Consider the following 16,645-nt stretch of genomic DNA (forward strand, 5'->3'; position numbering starts at 1 on the left):
GACTTCCATCAGGTTGATCAGGGTGAGTTCTGGAGTGGACATCATAGAGCAGTCCAGAACTCCCTGGCTCATTGCCTCGTAAACCTCGTTCTGGGGAATGGACACCGGTGAGGCATCAAGGTCCTCCGCCCAGCGCGCCCATTGGGCGCCCCCTGCACGCAGGCGCTTTCCTGCAACGTCTGCCAATGAGGTTACGGGAGTGTTGCATAGCAGGTAGTAAGGTGTGGTTGCCCCTGCACCGGTAAAGACCTGTCCCTGTTGTGCGAACTCCTGCATACATTCCGGACAATCAAGCATCAGGTACTCTGAGAGAGCGCCAGCATAGGCAAGCCCCATGAGCTTTGAGTCTATGGATTCCCCAAGCTGCACCACCATGGAAAGTTCGGCGAGCATGCTATTGAGCGGATATTGGGCAGGAAAGTAAGGAAACAGAAGTGTTCCACTGTCTGCCATGCCATCTCGGATGCCATCAGACATTTCCGCCCAGTTTAACAGTGACAAGGCATACACCTTGGCGCTGACATCGCCCCCTGAGATCTCTTCCATCGCTTCGGCGTAGGTTGTCGTTGATTCTGCCCCCATGGAACCCGGGGCATAGCCGGTGGCATGACGAAGCTGTACTGCTTGAGTGCTGGTTGAGGCTAAAGTAACACCCACAGCGAGTGCAGACAGGAGTGAGATCGTTTTGTTTTTGTTCAGTTTCATAATGAATCTCCTAGGCTAAGGTTATTGTTATCGTAACCAATACCGAAGTGTAGAGGAAGTTGGAGATACGTCAATAAATCTTTCATACAGAAGACGAACTCCATGCCGGAATCCTAGGCTAGGCGTGTCCACTACACCGGGGGAAGTCCAAACTCTTTCTAGAAGTGTCCGCAGTAACGGGGTAGAACCCCTTCGCAGTCAAGTCGCTATTCACTTTAGGGGATAGCCCCACCGTCTTCTTCACTATCTAACTCGTAGTTGCATAGCTGAGTCTGCGTAGTTCCTCGCACATGACCGGATTATCACGCTGGCGTTGGCTTTGTTCGCTGAGAAGCCGCGATCGGTCGAGACGTGCAAAGTTACCAGAAACGTTGATATTGTACCTTCGTATATTATGCTATACAGTCGTATAGTATTGATGAATTCGACAGGTGATAATGATGAAATCGGTTGCTTTAATGAGCACTTCCTCACCGGAACCACTGGCCGGGATTCGGGTCGTCTCGCTCGCCTCCAACCTGCCAGGCCCCGTCGCGGCCGCGCAACTGGCTAGCATGGGTGCACAGGTCACTAAAATTGAGCCCCCAGCTGGAGATCCGCTTGCTGCAGTGGCCCGAGCTTGGTACGACGAGCTTGTGGGTGATCAAGAGATCGTTGTCCTGGATCTAAAGCAGTCCGAGCAGCGAGGCCGTCTCGATGATTACCTTGCAGATGCTGATGCCCTAATAACGGCCATGCGTCCGTCTGCGTTAAGCCGTCTTGACCTACACCGACTCTCCGAGACTCACCCTGCTCTGGTTCACGTCGAAATAGTCGGCCACGACGGAGATGCGGCTGAAGTTCCCGGGCATGATCTGACCTATCAGGCTGCACACGGCACGTTGTGTCCGCCGACCATGCCACTCGTTCCGGTGGCGGACTTTCTGGGTGCTGAGCGTGCGGTCTCTGCTGCGGTCGCGGGACTCCTGAGTCGAACGCGCGTTGGTAGGGGTGGCCACTACAAGATAGTACTTGACCATGCCGCTCAGATGGCTGGTGCCGCAGTTCGCCACGGTCTGATGGGGCCTGCAACGCCTCTGGGGGGAGCGTTACCCACCTACCGCATATATCCCACTTTGGACGGCTATGTCGCTCTCGGTGCGCTCGAGCCCCACTTTGCCGCCCGGGTTTCAGAGCATATCGGTCGTACGATTGAGGAGCTCGAGTCCACTTTCAAAACACGGACGACAAGCTACTGGGAAGCGATCGGTCGCGAACACGATATTCCTCTGGCCGAAGTCAAGACCCCTACCTCCGGAGTAACAAATGACTAATCGTGAAGCAGTCATCGTCGATGCCGTAAGAACCCCGGTCGGCAGACGTGGTGGAATACTGAGCCAATGGCATCCCGCCGACCTGCTCGGCTGCACTCTAAGATATCTTGTCGATCGCAGCGGAGTTGATCCATCCACAATCGACGACGTGATCGCTGGCTGCGTGCTGCAGCATGACCAACAGTCCTCCAACATCGCCCGCCACGCCGTGCTTTCCGCCGGCTTACCCGAGTCCGTGCCCGCAGTAACTGTGGACCGCCAATGTGGTTCCGGCCAGCAGGCAGTCAGCTTTGCCGCCCATGGTGTCATGGCTGGTAGTTATGATCTGGTGATCGCAGGTGGGGTTGAATCGATGTCGCAGGTGACTATGCCGTCAGCATTTCAGCCAGGTGCGCCACTCGGCCCGCAGTACGGACCGCTTGAGCTGGAACGCTACGACGGTCGACTTATGGCACAGGGGCCAAGTTCCGAACTCATGAACGATCGCTTCGGGATTAGCCGCGAGGAACTTGATGCTTACAGCGTTCGAAGTCATAAGCGGGCCCTCGCTGCTACCAGGGCTGGTGCTTTTGTCAAACAGATGGTGCCAATCACCGCCGATCCCCAAGACCCCAACGGTCCATGTATTACCGCTGATGAGGGCATTCGCGAGCATCTCGATACGGAGAAGATAGCGGGCCTGAAGACGGTCTTTGCGAAAAATGGCCGCACGACGGCCGCGAACGCATCTCAGGTTAGCGACGGTGCGGCGGCACTACTAGTCGCTGATCGTGGATACGCTGAACAAAAAGGCCTCAAACCACGCGCCCGCTTTCGTGCTATGTCGGTCGCCGGTGCGGACCCCGTGATCCAGTTCACCGCCATACTTGAGGCTACCCACAAGGCACTAAAAATGGCGGGACTAAGCGCGGCGGACATTGATTTGTACGAGGTCAACGAGGCTTTTGCAGGCGTACCGCTGATGTTTCAGCGCGAATTCGATATTCCGGATGACAAGCTCAATGTTAACGGTGGCTCAGTCGCAATCGGGCACCCGCTGGGCTCAACCGGTGCCCGCATGCTGACGGATTTACTTTGTGAACTTGAACGCTCAGGGAAGAAGTTGGGCTTACAGACTATCTGTGAAGCCCATGGCACTGCCAACACAACAATAATTGAACGCATCTGAGGAGAAAGATATGCAATCGACATATATTACTAAGGGCCGTCCTTCCACCCATGGCGACAGCTACCAGCTCAACACAACGACCATGATTCGGCATGCGGCCCGGACTTATCCAGAACAAGAAATCGTCTATCGTACCGCCGATGGCGGCTGGGACCGGTACACCTACGGCGAGTCCTACCTCCGGATCTGTCAAGCGGCCAACGCATTGCGAAGACTCGGCGTCGGCCCCGGGGACGTAGTTGGAATCCTGGACTGGAATAGTCGCCGACATTTCGAGCTTTATTGGGCGATCCCCGGCCTCGCTGCCGTCATGCTGCAGATGAACCTTCGTCTGGCGCCCGAGGACTTGGGCTATGTTACCGACCACAGTGAGGCGTCCTGGATTCTAGTTGACGAGACCCTGCTGCCAATTGCAGAGAAGCTCGCTCCGCTGGTGCCTCAAGTCAAAGGCTGGATCGTGATGACCGACCGTCCGCTGTCGCAGATCAGCACGACCCTGACGAACGTGCATCACTTCGAGGATCTGCTCCGGGCAGAAGATAAACACATCGATTGGCCGATGGTGGACGAGACGTCGGCCTACAGCGCCTGCTACACGACAGGCACCACCGGTAGGCCCAAGGGAATCTACTACTCCCACCGCGGTATCTATCTGCACACCTTGGCGATGGACAGTGTGATCGGCATGAGTAGTGACGACACCGCCATGCTCATTACGCCGATGTTCCACGGTCAGTGCTGGGGTCTTCCGCAGGCCGCCGTCCAGGCGATGGCTAAAGTCGTCCTGCCAGGCCGCTACGTCGCTGAGGATACGTCGGTTTTGGTCGATGCAATGATAGAAGAAAAGGTTACTGTAGCTAACGGTGCGCCAGCGATCTTTACACCGATGCTGGAGTACATCCGATCACTGGACAACAAGCCAGACTTCAGCCGTGCGAGGCTGCTGAGCGGTGCCACCGAGCCATCGTTGAGTCTGATGCGTGGCTTTTATGATCTCACCGGGGCCGACATTATTCACGCCTATGGCGCCACCGAGACCACTCCGCTGGTCACGGTCAACAAGGGGCTTAAACCGTCGCTGCGCGAAGTGTTGAGCGACGAGCAAACATGGAACCGCAAGCGCTGCCAAGGCTTGATGGTATCCGGCGTCGACTTCCGACTGGTTGACGGTGCCGGTAAGGATGTGCCCTTCGACGGCATTTCCCAGGGCGAGGTGTTATTAAGAGGACCTTGGATCATCGAGAAGTATCATAAGCTTGACGACGATGGAGATCGCTTCCTCGACGGCTACTGGCGGAGCGGTGACGTCGGCACGATCGACCAGCACGGCTACCTCAAGCTGACCGATCGTCTAAAAGACGTGATCAAGAGCGGCGGCGAGTGGATCTCCTCCATCGACATGGAAAATGCGCTGATCGCACACCCGCGCATCCGCGATGCTGCAGTTGTTGGCATTGAACATCCCAAGTGGCAGGAGCGCCCTGTCGCCCTGTTGGTTACCGACGACGGCACCGAGTTGCCGCTGGACGAGATCCACGAAGTTCTAAAACCCAATTTCGCCAAGTGGCAGCTGCCAGATACTGCCTTGTTTCTCGAAACGTTGCCCCGCACCAGCGTCGGCAAGCTCGACAAGAAGTCGATCCGCGCCACATATAAAGATATCTACAAGGACATCTGATGGCTATTCTAAATATCCGCCGCAACGAATCCATCGTTATCCTCGAACTCAATCGGCCAGAAGCCCGCAATGCACTTAACGAAGAAGTCTTAAGCGCACTGGGACAGGCGCTGGTGACTTTTCAGTACGACGACAGTGTGCGTGCCGTAGTAATCCACGGTGCCGCCGGGAACTTCTGCTCGGGCGCCGACATCACTGCCTTTGACCGTATTCGTGAAGATGCGCTGATCGGCCCACACAAAGCCCTTGGTGGTACGTTCTGGGATGACTTGGCAGGCTTTCCCAAGCCCGTTATCGCCGCAATAGAGGGACTGGCCTTGGGCGGCGGCTGTGAGCTTGCCCTTGCCTGTGACATCGTCATCGCAGCTGAAACCGCGAAATTTGGGGTGCCCGAGGTGAAACTCGGCGTCATCCCCGGCGGCGGCGCCACGCAGCGTTTGGTAAGCGCGGTAGGAAAAGCCAAGGCAATGACCATGCTGCTGACTGGCAATTTCATCAGTGCGGCTGACGCATGCGCCGACGGCATCGTCGCCCGCGTGGTCCCAGAGGGTGAGGCTCTTGACCAAGCACTAACAATGGCTGGACATATTGCCGCCAATTCGCCGCTGGCCGTAGCGCTAGCAAAAGACGCGGCGTTGCAGGCCTTTGAGACATCACTCAGCCAAGGACTCAAGTATGAAAAGCAGAACTTTCATTTGGCAATCCACTCAGCCGACAGCCACGAGGGTCAGGCCGCCTTTCTGGCGAAGCGAGCACCTCACTACACAGGAAAGTAAACACCATGAGCGAATTGTTTCCCGATTATAAGGCACCTTGGGAGGCCGAGGACCACACGTTGCTGCGCGACCAAGCGGCCAAGTTCTTCGCCCGCGAAGTCACGCCTAACCAGGAGCGATGGGCTGAGCAGCACCAGGTTGACCGTGAGTTATGGAACAAAAGCGGCGCTGCTGGTTTATTGTGTACTAGCCTGCCCCATGAGTACGGTGGTGGTGGTGGCAACTTCGGCCACGAGGCCGTGGTCCAAGAGGAGCTGGCGCTGGCCCGAGACACTGCGTTCGGATTCAGCGTACACTCGACCATCGTCGCCCATTACATAGCGGCTTATGCAACAGAGGCGCAGAAGCAACGCTGGATTCCGGCAATGGCGAACGGTGAGAAGGTGATTGGCATCGCTATGACCGAGCCCGGCACGGGATCGGATCTGCAGGCAGTGCGTACGACCGCGATCCGCGACGGTGATCACTACGTGATCAATGGGTCAAAGACGTTCATCTCGAACGCCACCCACGCTGACCTGATGATTGTGGTAGCCAAGACTGACAAGTCAGAAGGCGCCCGTGGTATTTCATTATTCGTGGTCGAGGTGGACAAGGTCGAGGGCTATGAGCGCGGACGGGTGCTGCAGAAGGTTGGGCAACACGGCCAGGACACGCGCGAGCTTACCTTCATCGACATGCGCGTACCCGCGGAGAATTTGCTTGGTGGCAAAGAAGGCCAGGGCTTTTTCCAGTTGATGGAGCAGCTACCCCGTGAGCGCTTGATTATCGGGATTGCCGGTGTCGCGATGGCCGAAGCCGCAGTCTTGGAGGCGATCAAGTATGCCAAGGTACGGACGGCGTTTGGCAAGCCAATCCTGGATTTTCAGAACACGCGCTTCGTGCTTGCCGAGTGCAAGACCGAGGTCTTGGCCGCGAAAACCTTTATGGATCACTGCGTCCAGCGCTACATGGACGGTGATCTCGACCCTGCCACCGCTTCAATGGCTAAGTTGCTCGGTACTGACAAGCAGGTCGCCATCATCGACCGTTGTCTGCAAGTGTTCGGCGGCTATGGTTATTTGATGGAGTACCCAATCGCGCAGATGTACGCCGCTGCGCGGGTGCAAAAAATCTACGGTGGCACCAACGAGATCATGAAGGAGCTGATCGGGCGATCACTTTGACGGAACCTGTTAGCATGCTATCGTTGCGATGCAGACCGGGACATTGATAACAATGTCCCGTGATAAAGGTAGCCGATGAATGGAGATGGAGCATCCTCTGGGCCACGCATTAACACTGCGGGCAGCTGCCTAGATGAGACTGTAAATAAATCTGTGTAACTACCCTCCACATTACAGGTGGCCGTCCAGGCGGTCACCGAACTCGATACAAAAGCAATTCAATGCCGGCCCCAATCACGGATTGGCATGGTACATTTCTTTGAGGCCTGCTGGATCGCCAAGAAGGCCACTTTCAGTGCTGAGTTATCCGTGGTGGAAAGCTTGAGACGCTTGGTGGCTTTGTGGATGACGCTATTCAGTAACGCAATGGCATTGGTGGTGTAGATCACCTTCCGGATGGCCGGGCGGGACTCGAAGAGCGTGATGAGATTGTTCCAATAGTAGTGCCAGAATCAGGGAGATCTGAGGGCACGGGTTGTTGCAGGTTCGCCAAAGGCTACCAGCGCCTGCCGGGCCTCGTGTTCTGATAGATGTACTTCAGATCGGCTGTATCGGCTCTGTTCTGCCGTTCCGGATACTTAACGAATCATGTGCACGATGCACAGTTGCACCTTGATCTGGGCCACTCAGCAGCAATGGCATTTGCAAAGCATTTGAGGCAGCCCAGACGGACGATCAGTATATCCTCCAGACCACAGTTCTTCAGTTCCGTCAGAACTATAGCCAGAACTTCGCACCCTCTGTCTTGGCTAGCCAGAGGCCTAGCAGTTCCTTCAGGCCCTCCATTTCGATGCCCATGGCCAAGTTTGTTGATCACTCTCTTGTCCTGACGAATGTTCAGAACGACGCAGCAGCCCAGATAGACGATGTGGGGAATTGGATCAACCGGACGATGCTGCCATTTGTGAAGCGTGTCGATCACACGTTCGGCCACCTTGGACAAGCGCGTGGTCGAGATTTCCGCGTCTCAATCCTCCTTGCAGGGGGCCACGATTTCCCGGCTGCTCAGGCTCTTGGTGTAAAGCGCCAGGATCTGGTCGTCAATCTTGTCAGGCGGGTCTGTCTTATGAAGATGGACTGAGGTCCAACGGAACCGTCCCGGTCACGAGGAGACGTTATTGGCATTGCTCCGTGCTAACCCTTCAGGTGCTTGGCGGATATCCCTTACGGCTGTTGCTGGTGCCACGGCACCAACAATCGACCGCTCGCAGCAATGGCAAAAAATAATCATTCAGGCATTTCTCGACAGAGAATAATGCCAAAAGTTCGGATGTCGTCGAGCGACACTGCAGGGTAGCAGTTTCAGACTACGCCACTAGAACGTTCGTGGATGAGGCTGAGTATGGCGAATGGCCTATTTATATTTTTTTTGCATAGAGCAAAGTCGATCTTGCAGCATACAGCCATGTCGCCATGCTTTTTATTTAAATATCAATATAAGCGGTCTTTCTATAACCCATATTTCGATACATCAACTTTCGAAAATATTTCTTCCCAATAAATTTCCGAAAGCTCTTCCGAACTATCAGCTTCCTTTACACGATCAACCCACTTTCTCAGAATCTCAGTGAAATCGCTGAGCAAGGCGTCTCCATTTTTAACTCCGTGTTTAGTTTCGTAGTATGAGACCAGCTCAGACATATCATCTTCAATGAATTCCTTTGTTAGTTTTACAAACTGCTCAGATGCATAATGCATTTGGCCATCATTTTTCCTGAAATCTTCCATAACCTCTCTTGCCTGAAGCTCTGATTGCCAAGCTATTTCGGCAGTTAGAAATGCTCCGGCTTTTAGGATTGCCTTGCGCTGATCAACGTCAAGGCTTCTCCATGTATCCCTGTTAAAGGTAGCCCCACCAACACCAGCATAAACGCCGCCTGGCAGGTCAATTGTCACGTGGTTTACTACCTCTGAAAGTCCAAGATTTCGAAGCTCAGAAGGCTGTGCCAATGTACAATCAACGACACCTTGGGATAACGCTTCCCGAATATCGTTAATTGTCATATTAACTTGCGTGGCATCAAACTCTTTCAACCAACGAGCCCAGTGAGATCCCCCGGCTCTAACCCGAGTACCATTCATCTCTGAAGGCTTCGTTATTTTCTTGTTACACAGTAGGGCATAATTTGCTGTAGTCACGTTAGCTGTATACACCTGATTTTGAGATTGATATTCATTTAAGCACTCAGGGCAGCTATGGAGTATGAATTCAGCCATCGCCCCCTGAAAAGCAAAGGTCCCCTTACCATTTAAGTTATTTTCACTGATAAGTTTCATTTGCATTGCGGACTCATTAACCATATTGCTATGAGCATAACTTCCCGGCCAATAAGCCATGATTACGAATCCAACATCAGCAATTCCGTCCCTTATTCCTGGGGATGCTTCAGCTGCGCTCAGAAGAGAAAGAGGGAACACTTTAGCGGAGACCTTGCCGCTTGAATATTCGTTCACCTTAGAGGCCCACTGCTCAACGACATTTGTTGGTAATGATCCAGATGGATAGGGAGAAGCAAAATTAAGCGTTGTAGCATTAGCGGTAGATACAATCAGAGATATTAATATAACAGTTGACAATAAGTTGGTAAGGCTTTGTTTTTTCATGATATAGTTCCTTATATTATGTTGTTTTTGTTCGATTTTAAGGGGTATTTTTATCCTAATTCGTCATATTCTCCTTGTGGTGCGTAGGGTGGGGAATGCTTCGCTAGAAAGGAAGGCTGACTTTCGTGGCTGTCGACTGAGTGGATCGTCAAGTGAAAATTTTGACTTACCTCCCTCAGACTTGGGCTGGTGGATATCTCAAAGGTTTGAAATGTTGTGTCTTCTACGCGAACTGCAGCCAACGGCGATTTGGCAGCCGGAGGCGGGCCGGGCAGGTTGGGGGCGAGCGAGCCCCTCCAAATCCCGGTCGATTGTTCAGGTGCGTGAGCGCTCATAAGCTGGGCATCCGCAGATATATCAACATCGTCAGAGCAAGTACCTGTCTGCGACTCTGGTTCACTAATCCCCCCGTTAACGCGACCTGTATGCGGCCGCGTTCGGATTGGCCCTGAACATCTTCGATGACAGTGAATCCCGTAAGAGTGTCGCCCGGACGCACCGGGTGGCGGAACTCCAAGTCACGGATACCGGCGCCGCCTATCACATCCCAGTGCCGGAAGAGACTACCGACGGTGAGTCGTTGGTATACCGCCAGGGTTTGTACACCACTTGCAATCAAGCCTCCGAAGTATCCTTTGTTCGCAGCGCGACGCTCGTCGATGTGGAAGAACTGCGGATCCCACTGGGTTGCAAACGTTACGATTTCTTCTTTGCTGAGCGTGTAGCTGCCTAGCTCGACCCGGTAGCCGGAGCGTAGGTCCTCTCTATCTGGGACAAAGGTTGGAGTAAACGATTTCATCATTATCACCTGCCGAACGCATCAACACTATACGACTGTATAGCAAAATATACTAAGGTACAATATCAGCGTTTCTGGTAACCTTGCACGTCCCGACCGATCGTGGCTGCTTAGCGTACAAAGCCAACGCCAGCTTGATAGTCCGGTCATGTTCGAGGAACTACACAGACTCGGCTATGCATAGGAGTTAGATAGTGAAGAAAACGGTGGGGGTATCCCCTAAATTGAATAGCGACTTGACTGCGAAGGCACGCATCCGCAATGCGGCATTCGCTCTGTATGCGAACTACGGAGAGGACGCGACCTCGATGCGTGCCATTGCCGAGGCGGCGGGTGTAACGGTTGGTTTGGTGGTGCACCACTTTAGAACCAAGGACGGACTGCGCGAGGCCATTGAGCAACATATTGTTGATTTGTTCTTCGGCGCGATCGAGCAAGTCCCCCTCGAAGGAACCACTGCGGAGATTGCAGCTGCTCGTGACGAAGCAGTCGCGGACATGCTCTCTGATAACCCAGCGGTAGTCGGTTACCTCAGGCGGGCTTTGCTCGATCCCATGGGGCACCGCGGCCGTATTCTGGAGATGCTCACCGATCTCGCTGCCAAACAAGTGGCGACTTTGCGCAATGTCGGCGTTGCGTCGAAGGCACACCGTGACTCCAGTCAAGTAATCGGCGTCATGATTCGCCAGCTCGGGCAGCTCTTTCTTCAACCCATGGTCGATTCCATGTGGAATCAATTGGCCGGACCGAACGCGGCTGAAGATGACAAGCCGCTCCTGGTAGTAAAGGTGCAGGAGTCCTGATCCGAAGGAGCGTCTTGATACAGATCTATTCGCTCCTTAGCATCATTTGCTTGTTTATCTTCCAACACCCCCTAATATCATTTCACTGCTGCGGGTCCCAGTCCGGTTTAAATGGGGGCCACTACACTGATAGAGTCAGTCGATACAGCCAGTTCCGAAAGTCTCGCACGCAAAGGGCAAAGTCGACCTTTCGATGAGCTCATTTCATTTTGATGTCCCGGCATACGGCCAGCAACCGGATGGATGGCATAGCTAACAGTGATTAAAAGCAACTGCCCCTCTGGCTTAATGGTTGTCAGCTTCGTAATGCTCAGGTAGGCCCCTACCTGAAAAGGTCTGCTTTGTGGTTTGGGCGCCAATGTGACCGCGGCAAACATTGGAAAGCCGACCTTTTTGCCCCGCCGAGATGGGCTAGTCAAGGAAGCTTGGGTTGTCGCCCAAAGGTGAGCGTTCATCCTACGACGTAGTTGACCTACTTCACGTCACGTAGAGGCCTAAGTAACTCCGGCGAGACCTTGTACTGTTTCCTACCTTCCTCGCCCAGCACGATCACACTCTTACGGTTGATCTTGGTGAAGATCCCCAGCACCGGTCGTTCTCGACCTTCGAAGGTCACTTTCAGACCAACCCGCAACCGACTCAAGGCTTGCAGGGTTTCCTGTTCTTGCAGTTCATCAATGCGCTGGCAGATGTACTAGTTCAGTTCCAGCAACTCGTCGATGCTCATGTCCTCAATGCGCCTGAACGACCTCCACCGGTGTGAGTTGCGTGGCTTGTCGGTCCGGGTGACGTGGATCGATCAGCGCCCGTAGCGGATTCTCGGCGAACCGGATTTTCCAGAGCCGCGGAGTCAGGTTCGCCACTTCACTGGCGGGATGCTGACTGACGCGTTGCAGCACGTCCACCAGGTAAGTGTAGGGGTTAATATCGTGCAGCTTGCAGGTGCTGATCAGGCTCTGGATGATGCCCAGGTGTTCCGCGCCCAGTTCGGTCCAGCAGAACATCCAGTTTTCGCGGTTATGGAAACACTTCCATAACAAGAAAGCCTGGCTGTTCGCAGATACTTCGCAGGGTGCGAAAGCCAGTGCCACCTGTTACTCGCTGATCGAAACGGCCAAGGCCAACGGGCTGGAACCGTCGGCTTATACCCACCATGTGCTGACGCACATCGCTGATGCGGTTACCCTCGAACAGCTGGAAGCTCTCTTGCCCTGGAATGCAGAGCTGCCAGCTTTAAAAAATGTGGCTCAATACGGTTAGGGCAAGTGGGTCGGTTTAACGGCGCTTACGGCCAGAGCGCGAATCGTTGCTGGAAAAAAACGGTAGGTTTGATGAGCCGGTTGGGCGAAAAGCGGTAGGTTCAGTGAGCCGGTTTGGCCACTGCCGTGGATCCTCCCGGCCACCAGGTTTCAGAAAGTCATACAAAATCAAAAAAATACCGCTGCTGATTGATTAAATAATCGCCCAACTGGCTCGACCAGTGCGCGAATCGTTGCTGGAAAAAAGCGGTAGGTTTGCGGTGCCGGTTTGCTCGAAAGAGGTAGGTTCAGTGAGCCGGTTTCGCCGCTGCCGTGGATCCTCCCGGCCACCAGGTTTCAAAAAGTCATCCCAAACCCAAAAATACAGCGGCTAATTGATTAAATAATCGCCCAACTGGCTCGGCCAGAGCGCGAATCGTTGCTGAAGAAAAGCGGTAGGTTGAGTGAGCCGGTTTGCTCGAAAGAGGTAGGTTCAGTGAGCCGGTTTGGCCAAAACGACAATCGTGGGCAGTTCCAGCGCGTTGTGGCACAGCGTCATGGTAGCGGGATGCGCAATGAGCTGTTGTTATTCTCTGAGTGAGGTAGGCGCACTCATGTTTGCTGTTTGCGTTCAGCCTCTTCAATGATCGCGTCTATTCGGGCCATTACCTCACCGTGGGGAGTGCCTGGGCCGGGGTCGGCCAGCGAAGCGGCGACCTTGTTACGAAACCAGCGGTCATAGCGGGCTGCGTGTTCTTCGGTCTCGATCTCAGATTCGTGCATCGGATCGCTCCATAAACTCACTGATCTCACGCTCCAGGCGGGCATGCACATCCAGCAGGTCATCCTCGTCTACCGGCCGTTCCTTAAGGCGAGTGCGGGATTTCTGACGTTCAAACTCAGCGCGCTGTTCTGCATAGACGTAGTGCAGCACGCCCACTCCCAGGCTGGCACTGTCTTCCTCGTTCATGTGCTTACGCAGTCGCTTGAACTGCTCCGGAGTGGGCGGAGTCTGGCGTTTTGCGTCGATATCTTTCTGGCGGATGCCGAACGCCTCGCCCCAAAGACCGACGGCGCGGTCCCAGGCCCTGGAGAGGGGCTGGTGCTCGGTGATGGCAATGCGCATGGGGTTGCCCGGTGCGTTTACCTGGAAGTAACACTGTTCCGCCTGGTTTCCGCCGATGGTCCCGATACCCAGGGTGATGCCCTGAAACCCCACGCCCCGGAAGGGTTTGACTCGCGGGTGCTCGGTACGAATGAAGTCCAGGTATTTGATGGCCGCCGCCCGCATGGCCCAGCGGGTTTCATAGTACTCAGCGCGGGTTTCCTGGTAGCGGCGCCAGAGCGTTTCGGGCACGGCGTCACTGGGACGGCGCAGGCTGAAGTACTTCTGATAGCGTTTGCCACGAATCATCGCAGCGACGCGCCAACCGTAGAATCCGGACGAGAGTTCGCCCTTGTCGTAGAACTGAATCGCCATGGGTGGCTGAATCATCCTTTTGTGGTGAGGTGACAATGCATCGACAGACCAGTGGGGACACCGATGGGCAAGACCCTTGGATGTCGGGTCACGGATTCCGGCAGCGCCTGCCAGGCATCGGTGCGTTGTAGTTCAGTGAGGGTCGCACTACGGGATTGCAACCCGGCCCAGGCTCGATCCGGTGAATGTGCGAAGCTCTGAATCACGCTCTGCCAATCTGGGTTCCCATCCTTTTGCCAGTCTCTGGGCCAGGTAGTGCTCCAGGCGGTACCGTCTTCGTCCATCACCATGGGTGACACATCATAGATGGGCGTCAGTTCCTGGCCGTGGAACGTTCGATGGAACGACGTATTGCGCCCGTGGTTGTCGCTGTTACCAAGCAACCGGTTAACGTGATCCCGGATAAGGTATTCGACCAGCATTCCATCCGGATCACTGGCCATCGGCAGAATGACGTCCAGCGCATCGATGTGGCTCAGCCGGGCACCGTTACCAATCTTGCCCATCACATTATACAGGGACTCCACCGGATAACGACGATTGCCTTGGAACGCTACCGCACCGGCACAAAGTCGTTATCGCCGGTAACCACGACAGGGCCTTCCAGGAAGCGCCAGAGTTGGTCCAGGAGACGCTAATCTATGCGTGTTGAGAACCCACGGTCCACCAAGACGCATCGTTAAGCCAGGGTGCTGGATCAGAGAAAGGAGTTAACAAGGTAATAAAGTCAGTAGCCCAAAAATTGCTTCATGCAATCCATCAAAAGGTCTTTCCCTTGCACATGAGCCCGACCCCCCTTACGTTATGACCTGTTAACTGGTCTTTTTCGGAGGAAGTTATGACTAATCAAATCTATTCTGAGGTGACCGCAAGCATTTCAGAGCTCAAAAAAAATCCGATGGCGGCCGTGAATTCCGGAGAGGGGTTTCCAATCGTCGTTCTAAACCGTAACAAACCGGTATTCTACTGCGTTCCAGCTGAAATCTACGAAGCCATGCTAGACCGCCTCGACAACCAAGAGCTAGTGGCCATCGTGAAAGAGAGGCTTGTAGAACCAAGTATTCGAGTCGATTTAAATGAGCTATAAGTATTCGCTTGCATTCAAGCCATCCGCTTTGAGGGAATGGAAGAAGCTCGCTCCGGCAATTCGAGATCAGTTTAAGACGAAGCTAACGAAGCGCCTCGATGAACCTCACGTTCCAGCTGACGCCCTGTCAGGGCTTCAAGGTTGCTACAAAATCAAACTAAAGAGTGTTGGATATCGCCTGGTCTACCAGGTTGAGGACGGTGAGGTTTTAGTGACCGTTGTAGCCGGAGGGTCCAACCGTACTGGTGTTGATAATCCAGACGCATGGGGCTGAGCAGGCCGGACTCCGGCCGGTCCATCATAATCCCCGCCAGGGTATCCCAACCTGCCGGGCTCCAGCGCTCAAGTTCAACCAGCGACATGATCATCCGCTCTCGATAGCACCACGACCCGGCCATCCACGTTCAGGGCCTGGCCATCGCCCAGCGAGATCAGCCAGGGCCAGTCCCAGTGGGAGTGGCCGAAGACCGTCAGACCGGCATACCCTGTCGCCAGTGAAAGCGTTACGCCGGGGTCGCCACGGCGGTGACGCTCGGCGTCCTCCGGCCCCTGGTGCAACAGGATGATGTGTGGATGCCGGGTGGTAACCGACTCCATCACGCCCAGAAACGCCTCCTCATCCCGCCGCTGGTGACGCCCGGGGTTCCCGATGATGCCGCTGACGCCACCAACGCGCAGTCCGGCTGTGTTGCGAACCCCCCCATCGAGGAGTTGGACAGTCGTTGGCAGCGCCTCCGGTTCGGCCAATTCGTCGTGGTTGCCGTGCACGGCGAGAACCTGTGGCGTCAGCCCGGCGAACGCCTCATAGACTTCATCCACCGGGCCGGTGCCACCGCGCTTATGGCAGTCCGGGTAGTCGTACAGATCGCCACACAGAAATGCCGCTTGTGGCTGCGGGATTGTCCCTTCGCCCACCAGTGCCATCAGTGTTTCTGCCACAGGCACCCCCATCAGCCGGTTGGCGCCACCGTCTTCACGGCCCTGCAGGTCGGAGGTAACAATCAGCGCGTCTACGCCATCAGGCAGCCCAGTGGCCCAGGCCCGATGAAACGGCAACCGATGACGCAGCGGTTTTCCTGACGGGCCACTCGTGCGATGAGGCAGTTCATGGAAAGGGGCCTGTTCCACACGGACGATGGTCACCATTCCCCGTTCACCTGGTCGGCCAGCCAGCGGGCAACCCGCTTACAGATCTCGTCGTTTTCCTCGGGGCCGGCCACGCGGGCGTCGCGAAAAGCCAACGCATCGTCGATCTGTTTTTCGATGGGATCGTCAGGGCGCGCGACGACAATCCCCTGCAGCCCGGCGCCGGGCTGACCCTGTTCGATGGCCTGTTGGCGCTTCCGTACCCAGCGTTCGGCCGCCTCACGATCCGCGAACCGCGGTGACTGGTGAATAAAGAATCGCGCAGGAATCTCGAACCAGCGGCCATCACGACAGTAGGCCACGATCCCACCAGACATCTCGGGCAGGTACGCGGTATCACTCTGAAGTGCCTCCAGTGCACTGCGAAAATCCGCAAACGGCGCCGGGAACCGATCCCTCAGATCAAACGCCCGGTAGGCAAACACCGGATCCAGCGGCCCGCCACTCAACTCATCCGCATGGGCGCCTCGGGCGTCCAGGCCGTTCAGTAGTTCGGATTCGGTATAGCGCTTAAGGCTCATCATTGACCTCCTGGTTGTTATCGGGCGCCACGATCGGTATCGCGGCCTGAGGCGGTGACCGCTGCTCCGTGCCCAGGAGGGCCTGGCGACAGGACGGCAGGGCCTGATCAGAATAGCCAAAGTCCGGCGCCGGTGCTAGGATGAAACGCAATATCTTGTTG

16 protein-coding genes and 3 pseudogenes are annotated in these 16,645 nt (G+C 55.2%); 9 read left to right on the plus strand and 10 right to left on the minus strand.

Annotation, left to right across the window (positions count from 1 at the left end):
• Positions 1-705 (minus strand): type 2 periplasmic-binding domain-containing protein (locus BM036_RS05640; protein WP_483869230.1); only part of this gene is annotated, 705 nt, incomplete at its 3' end.
• A 458-nt stretch (positions 706-1,163) separates the two neighbouring features.
• Between BM036_RS05640 and BM036_RS05645 the strand changes: the two genes are divergently transcribed.
• From BM036_RS05645 to BM036_RS05665, 5 genes are read left to right on the plus strand one after another with little or no spacing between them, the layout of a single operon-like run.
• A complete protein-coding gene (locus tag BM036_RS05645) occupies positions 1,164-2,018 on the plus strand; it encodes a CoA transferase (protein WP_091849743.1) in 855 nt (284 codons plus the stop codon).
• Positions 2,011-3,186, plus strand: a complete 1,176-nt coding sequence (locus BM036_RS05650) for a thiolase family protein (protein ID WP_091849386.1) — start codon at positions 2,011-2,013, stop codon at positions 3,184-3,186. Before BM036_RS05645 ends, BM036_RS05650 begins: the two co-directional genes overlap by 8 nt.
• Positions 3,187-3,196: 10 nt before the next feature.
• Entirely contained in the window at positions 3,197-4,864 is a 1,668-nt protein-coding gene (locus BM036_RS05655; protein ID WP_091849387.1) for a long-chain-fatty-acid--CoA ligase, read from the plus strand.
• A complete protein-coding gene (locus BM036_RS05660; RefSeq protein WP_091849389.1) occupies positions 4,864-5,640 on the plus strand; it encodes an enoyl-CoA hydratase/isomerase family protein in 777 nt (258 codons plus the stop codon). The genes BM036_RS05655 and BM036_RS05660 overlap by 1 nt, the downstream gene beginning before the upstream one ends.
• A gap of 5 nt (positions 5,641-5,645) precedes the next feature.
• Entirely contained in the window at positions 5,646-6,806 is a 1,161-nt protein-coding gene (locus tag BM036_RS05665) for an acyl-CoA dehydrogenase family protein (RefSeq protein WP_091849390.1), read from the plus strand.
• Between the two features lie 171 nt (positions 6,807-6,977).
• Here BM036_RS05665 and BM036_RS20515 read toward each other — a convergent pair.
• The 3 genes and pseudogenes from BM036_RS20515 to BM036_RS05680 all read right to left on the minus strand — a co-directional run.
• Positions 6,978-7,993: pseudogene (locus BM036_RS20515) on the minus strand (IS256 family transposase); the annotation flags it as partial.
• A gap of 262 nt (positions 7,994-8,255) precedes the next feature.
• Positions 8,256-9,410, minus strand: a complete 1,155-nt coding sequence (locus BM036_RS05675; protein WP_091849392.1) for a C4-dicarboxylate TRAP transporter substrate-binding protein — start codon at positions 9,408-9,410, stop codon at positions 8,256-8,258.
• A 331-nt stretch (positions 9,411-9,741) separates the two neighbouring features.
• Positions 9,742-10,209 carry a MaoC/PaaZ C-terminal domain-containing protein gene (locus BM036_RS05680; RefSeq protein WP_091849393.1) on the minus strand — a complete coding sequence of 156 codons (468 nt, stop codon included), beginning with the start codon at positions 10,207-10,209 and terminating at the stop codon, positions 9,742-9,744.
• A gap of 194 nt (positions 10,210-10,403) precedes the next feature.
• Between BM036_RS05680 and BM036_RS05685 the strand changes: the two genes are divergently transcribed.
• A complete protein-coding gene (locus BM036_RS05685) occupies positions 10,404-11,012 on the plus strand; it encodes a TetR/AcrR family transcriptional regulator (RefSeq protein WP_218144780.1) in 609 nt (202 codons plus the stop codon).
• A 731-nt stretch (positions 11,013-11,743) separates the two neighbouring features.
• Here the strand turns inward: BM036_RS05685 and BM036_RS05695 are convergent.
• Positions 11,744-12,028 (minus strand): annotated as a pseudogene (locus BM036_RS05695) (transposase domain-containing protein); the annotation flags it as partial.
• A 22-nt stretch (positions 12,029-12,050) separates the two neighbouring features.
• Here BM036_RS05695 and BM036_RS05700 point away from each other — a divergent pair.
• Positions 12,051-12,272, plus strand: a pseudogene (locus BM036_RS05700) (transposase domain-containing protein); the annotation flags it as partial.
• A 590-nt stretch (positions 12,273-12,862) separates the two neighbouring features.
• On the opposite strand, the gene relB reads toward BM036_RS05700, so the two are convergent.
• The 3 genes from relB to BM036_RS05715 are packed head-to-tail and all read right to left on the minus strand — an operon-like array spanning position 12,863 to position 14,236.
• A complete protein-coding gene (gene relB, locus BM036_RS05705) occupies positions 12,863-13,033 on the minus strand; it encodes a type II toxin-antitoxin system RelB family antitoxin (RefSeq protein ID WP_177186006.1) in 171 nt (56 codons plus the stop codon).
• Positions 13,020-13,730 (minus strand): hypothetical protein, encoded by a 711-nt coding sequence (locus tag BM036_RS05710; protein ID WP_091849397.1) that lies wholly within the window; start codon positions 13,728-13,730, stop codon positions 13,020-13,022. The genes relB and BM036_RS05710 overlap by 14 nt, the downstream gene beginning before the upstream one ends.
• A gap of 11 nt (positions 13,731-13,741) precedes the next feature.
• Positions 13,742-14,236 carry a HipA domain-containing protein gene (locus BM036_RS05715; RefSeq protein WP_177186007.1) on the minus strand — a complete coding sequence of 165 codons (495 nt, stop codon included), beginning with the start codon at positions 14,234-14,236 and terminating at the stop codon, positions 13,742-13,744.
• 332 nt (positions 14,237-14,568) lie between these two features.
• Here BM036_RS05715 and BM036_RS05720 point away from each other — a divergent pair, with 332 nt between their 5' ends.
• Complete coding sequence (locus BM036_RS05720) at positions 14,569-14,817, plus strand: type II toxin-antitoxin system Phd/YefM family antitoxin (RefSeq protein WP_091849401.1); 249 nt, start codon at positions 14,569-14,571, stop codon at positions 14,815-14,817.
• A complete protein-coding gene (locus BM036_RS05725; protein ID WP_091849403.1) occupies positions 14,807-15,091 on the plus strand; it encodes a type II toxin-antitoxin system RelE family toxin in 285 nt (94 codons plus the stop codon). Before BM036_RS05720 ends, BM036_RS05725 begins: the two co-directional genes overlap by 11 nt.
• A gap of 74 nt (positions 15,092-15,165) precedes the next feature.
• Here the strand turns inward: BM036_RS05725 and BM036_RS05730 are convergent, their stop codons facing one another.
• Positions 15,166-15,963: a metallophosphoesterase family protein gene (locus tag BM036_RS05730; RefSeq protein ID WP_091849404.1), complete on the minus strand. Its 798-nt coding sequence runs from the start codon at positions 15,961-15,963 to the stop codon at positions 15,166-15,168.
• Positions 15,957-16,484, minus strand: coding sequence for a hypothetical protein (locus tag BM036_RS05735; RefSeq protein ID WP_091849405.1), 528 nt, complete (start codon positions 16,482-16,484; stop codon positions 15,957-15,959). Before BM036_RS05735 ends, BM036_RS05730 begins: the two co-directional genes overlap by 7 nt.
• Between the last annotated feature and the right edge of the window lie 161 nt (positions 16,485-16,645).

Origin of the sequence: Marinobacter segnicrescens (assembly GCF_900111555.1) — a bacterium.
Classification (GTDB): Bacteria; Pseudomonadota; Gammaproteobacteria; order Pseudomonadales; family Oleiphilaceae; genus Marinobacter; species Marinobacter segnicrescens.

Excerpts from the sequence above, each read along its gene's own strand:
- BM036_RS05710 (WP_091849397.1), bottom strand. The coding sequence starts at position 13,730 with ATGGCGATTCAGTTCTACGACAAGGGCGAACTCTCGTCCGGATTCTAC.
- BM036_RS05650 (WP_091849386.1), top strand. The coding sequence starts at position 2,011 with ATGACTAATCGTGAAGCAGTCATCGTCGATGCCGTAAGAACCCCGGTC.
- BM036_RS05730 (WP_091849404.1), bottom strand. The coding sequence starts at position 15,963 with ATGGTGACCATCGTCCGTGTGGAACAGGCCCCTTTCCATGAACTGCCT.
- BM036_RS05655 (WP_091849387.1), top strand. The coding sequence starts at position 3,197 with ATGCAATCGACATATATTACTAAGGGCCGTCCTTCCACCCATGGCGAC.
- BM036_RS05675 (WP_091849392.1), bottom strand. The coding sequence starts at position 9,410 with ATGAAAAAACAAAGCCTTACCAACTTATTGTCAACTGTTATATTAATA.
- BM036_RS05725 (WP_091849403.1), top strand. The coding sequence starts at position 14,807 with ATGAGCTATAAGTATTCGCTTGCATTCAAGCCATCCGCTTTGAGGGAA.
- BM036_RS05680 (WP_091849393.1), bottom strand. The coding sequence starts at position 10,209 with ATGAAATCGTTTACTCCAACCTTTGTCCCAGATAGAGAGGACCTACGC.
- BM036_RS05665 (WP_091849390.1), top strand. The coding sequence starts at position 5,646 with ATGAGCGAATTGTTTCCCGATTATAAGGCACCTTGGGAGGCCGAGGAC.
- relB (WP_177186006.1), bottom strand. The coding sequence starts at position 13,033 with ATGCACGAATCTGAGATCGAGACCGAAGAACACGCAGCCCGCTATGAC.
- BM036_RS05715 (WP_177186007.1), bottom strand. The coding sequence starts at position 14,236 with ATGGGCAAGATTGGTAACGGTGCCCGGCTGAGCCACATCGATGCGCTG.
- BM036_RS05645 (WP_091849743.1), top strand. The coding sequence starts at position 1,164 with ATGAGCACTTCCTCACCGGAACCACTGGCCGGGATTCGGGTCGTCTCG.
- BM036_RS05720 (WP_091849401.1), top strand. The coding sequence starts at position 14,569 with ATGACTAATCAAATCTATTCTGAGGTGACCGCAAGCATTTCAGAGCTC.
- BM036_RS05660 (WP_091849389.1), top strand. The coding sequence starts at position 4,864 with ATGGCTATTCTAAATATCCGCCGCAACGAATCCATCGTTATCCTCGAA.
- BM036_RS05735 (WP_091849405.1), bottom strand. The coding sequence starts at position 16,484 with ATGAGCCTTAAGCGCTATACCGAATCCGAACTACTGAACGGCCTGGAC.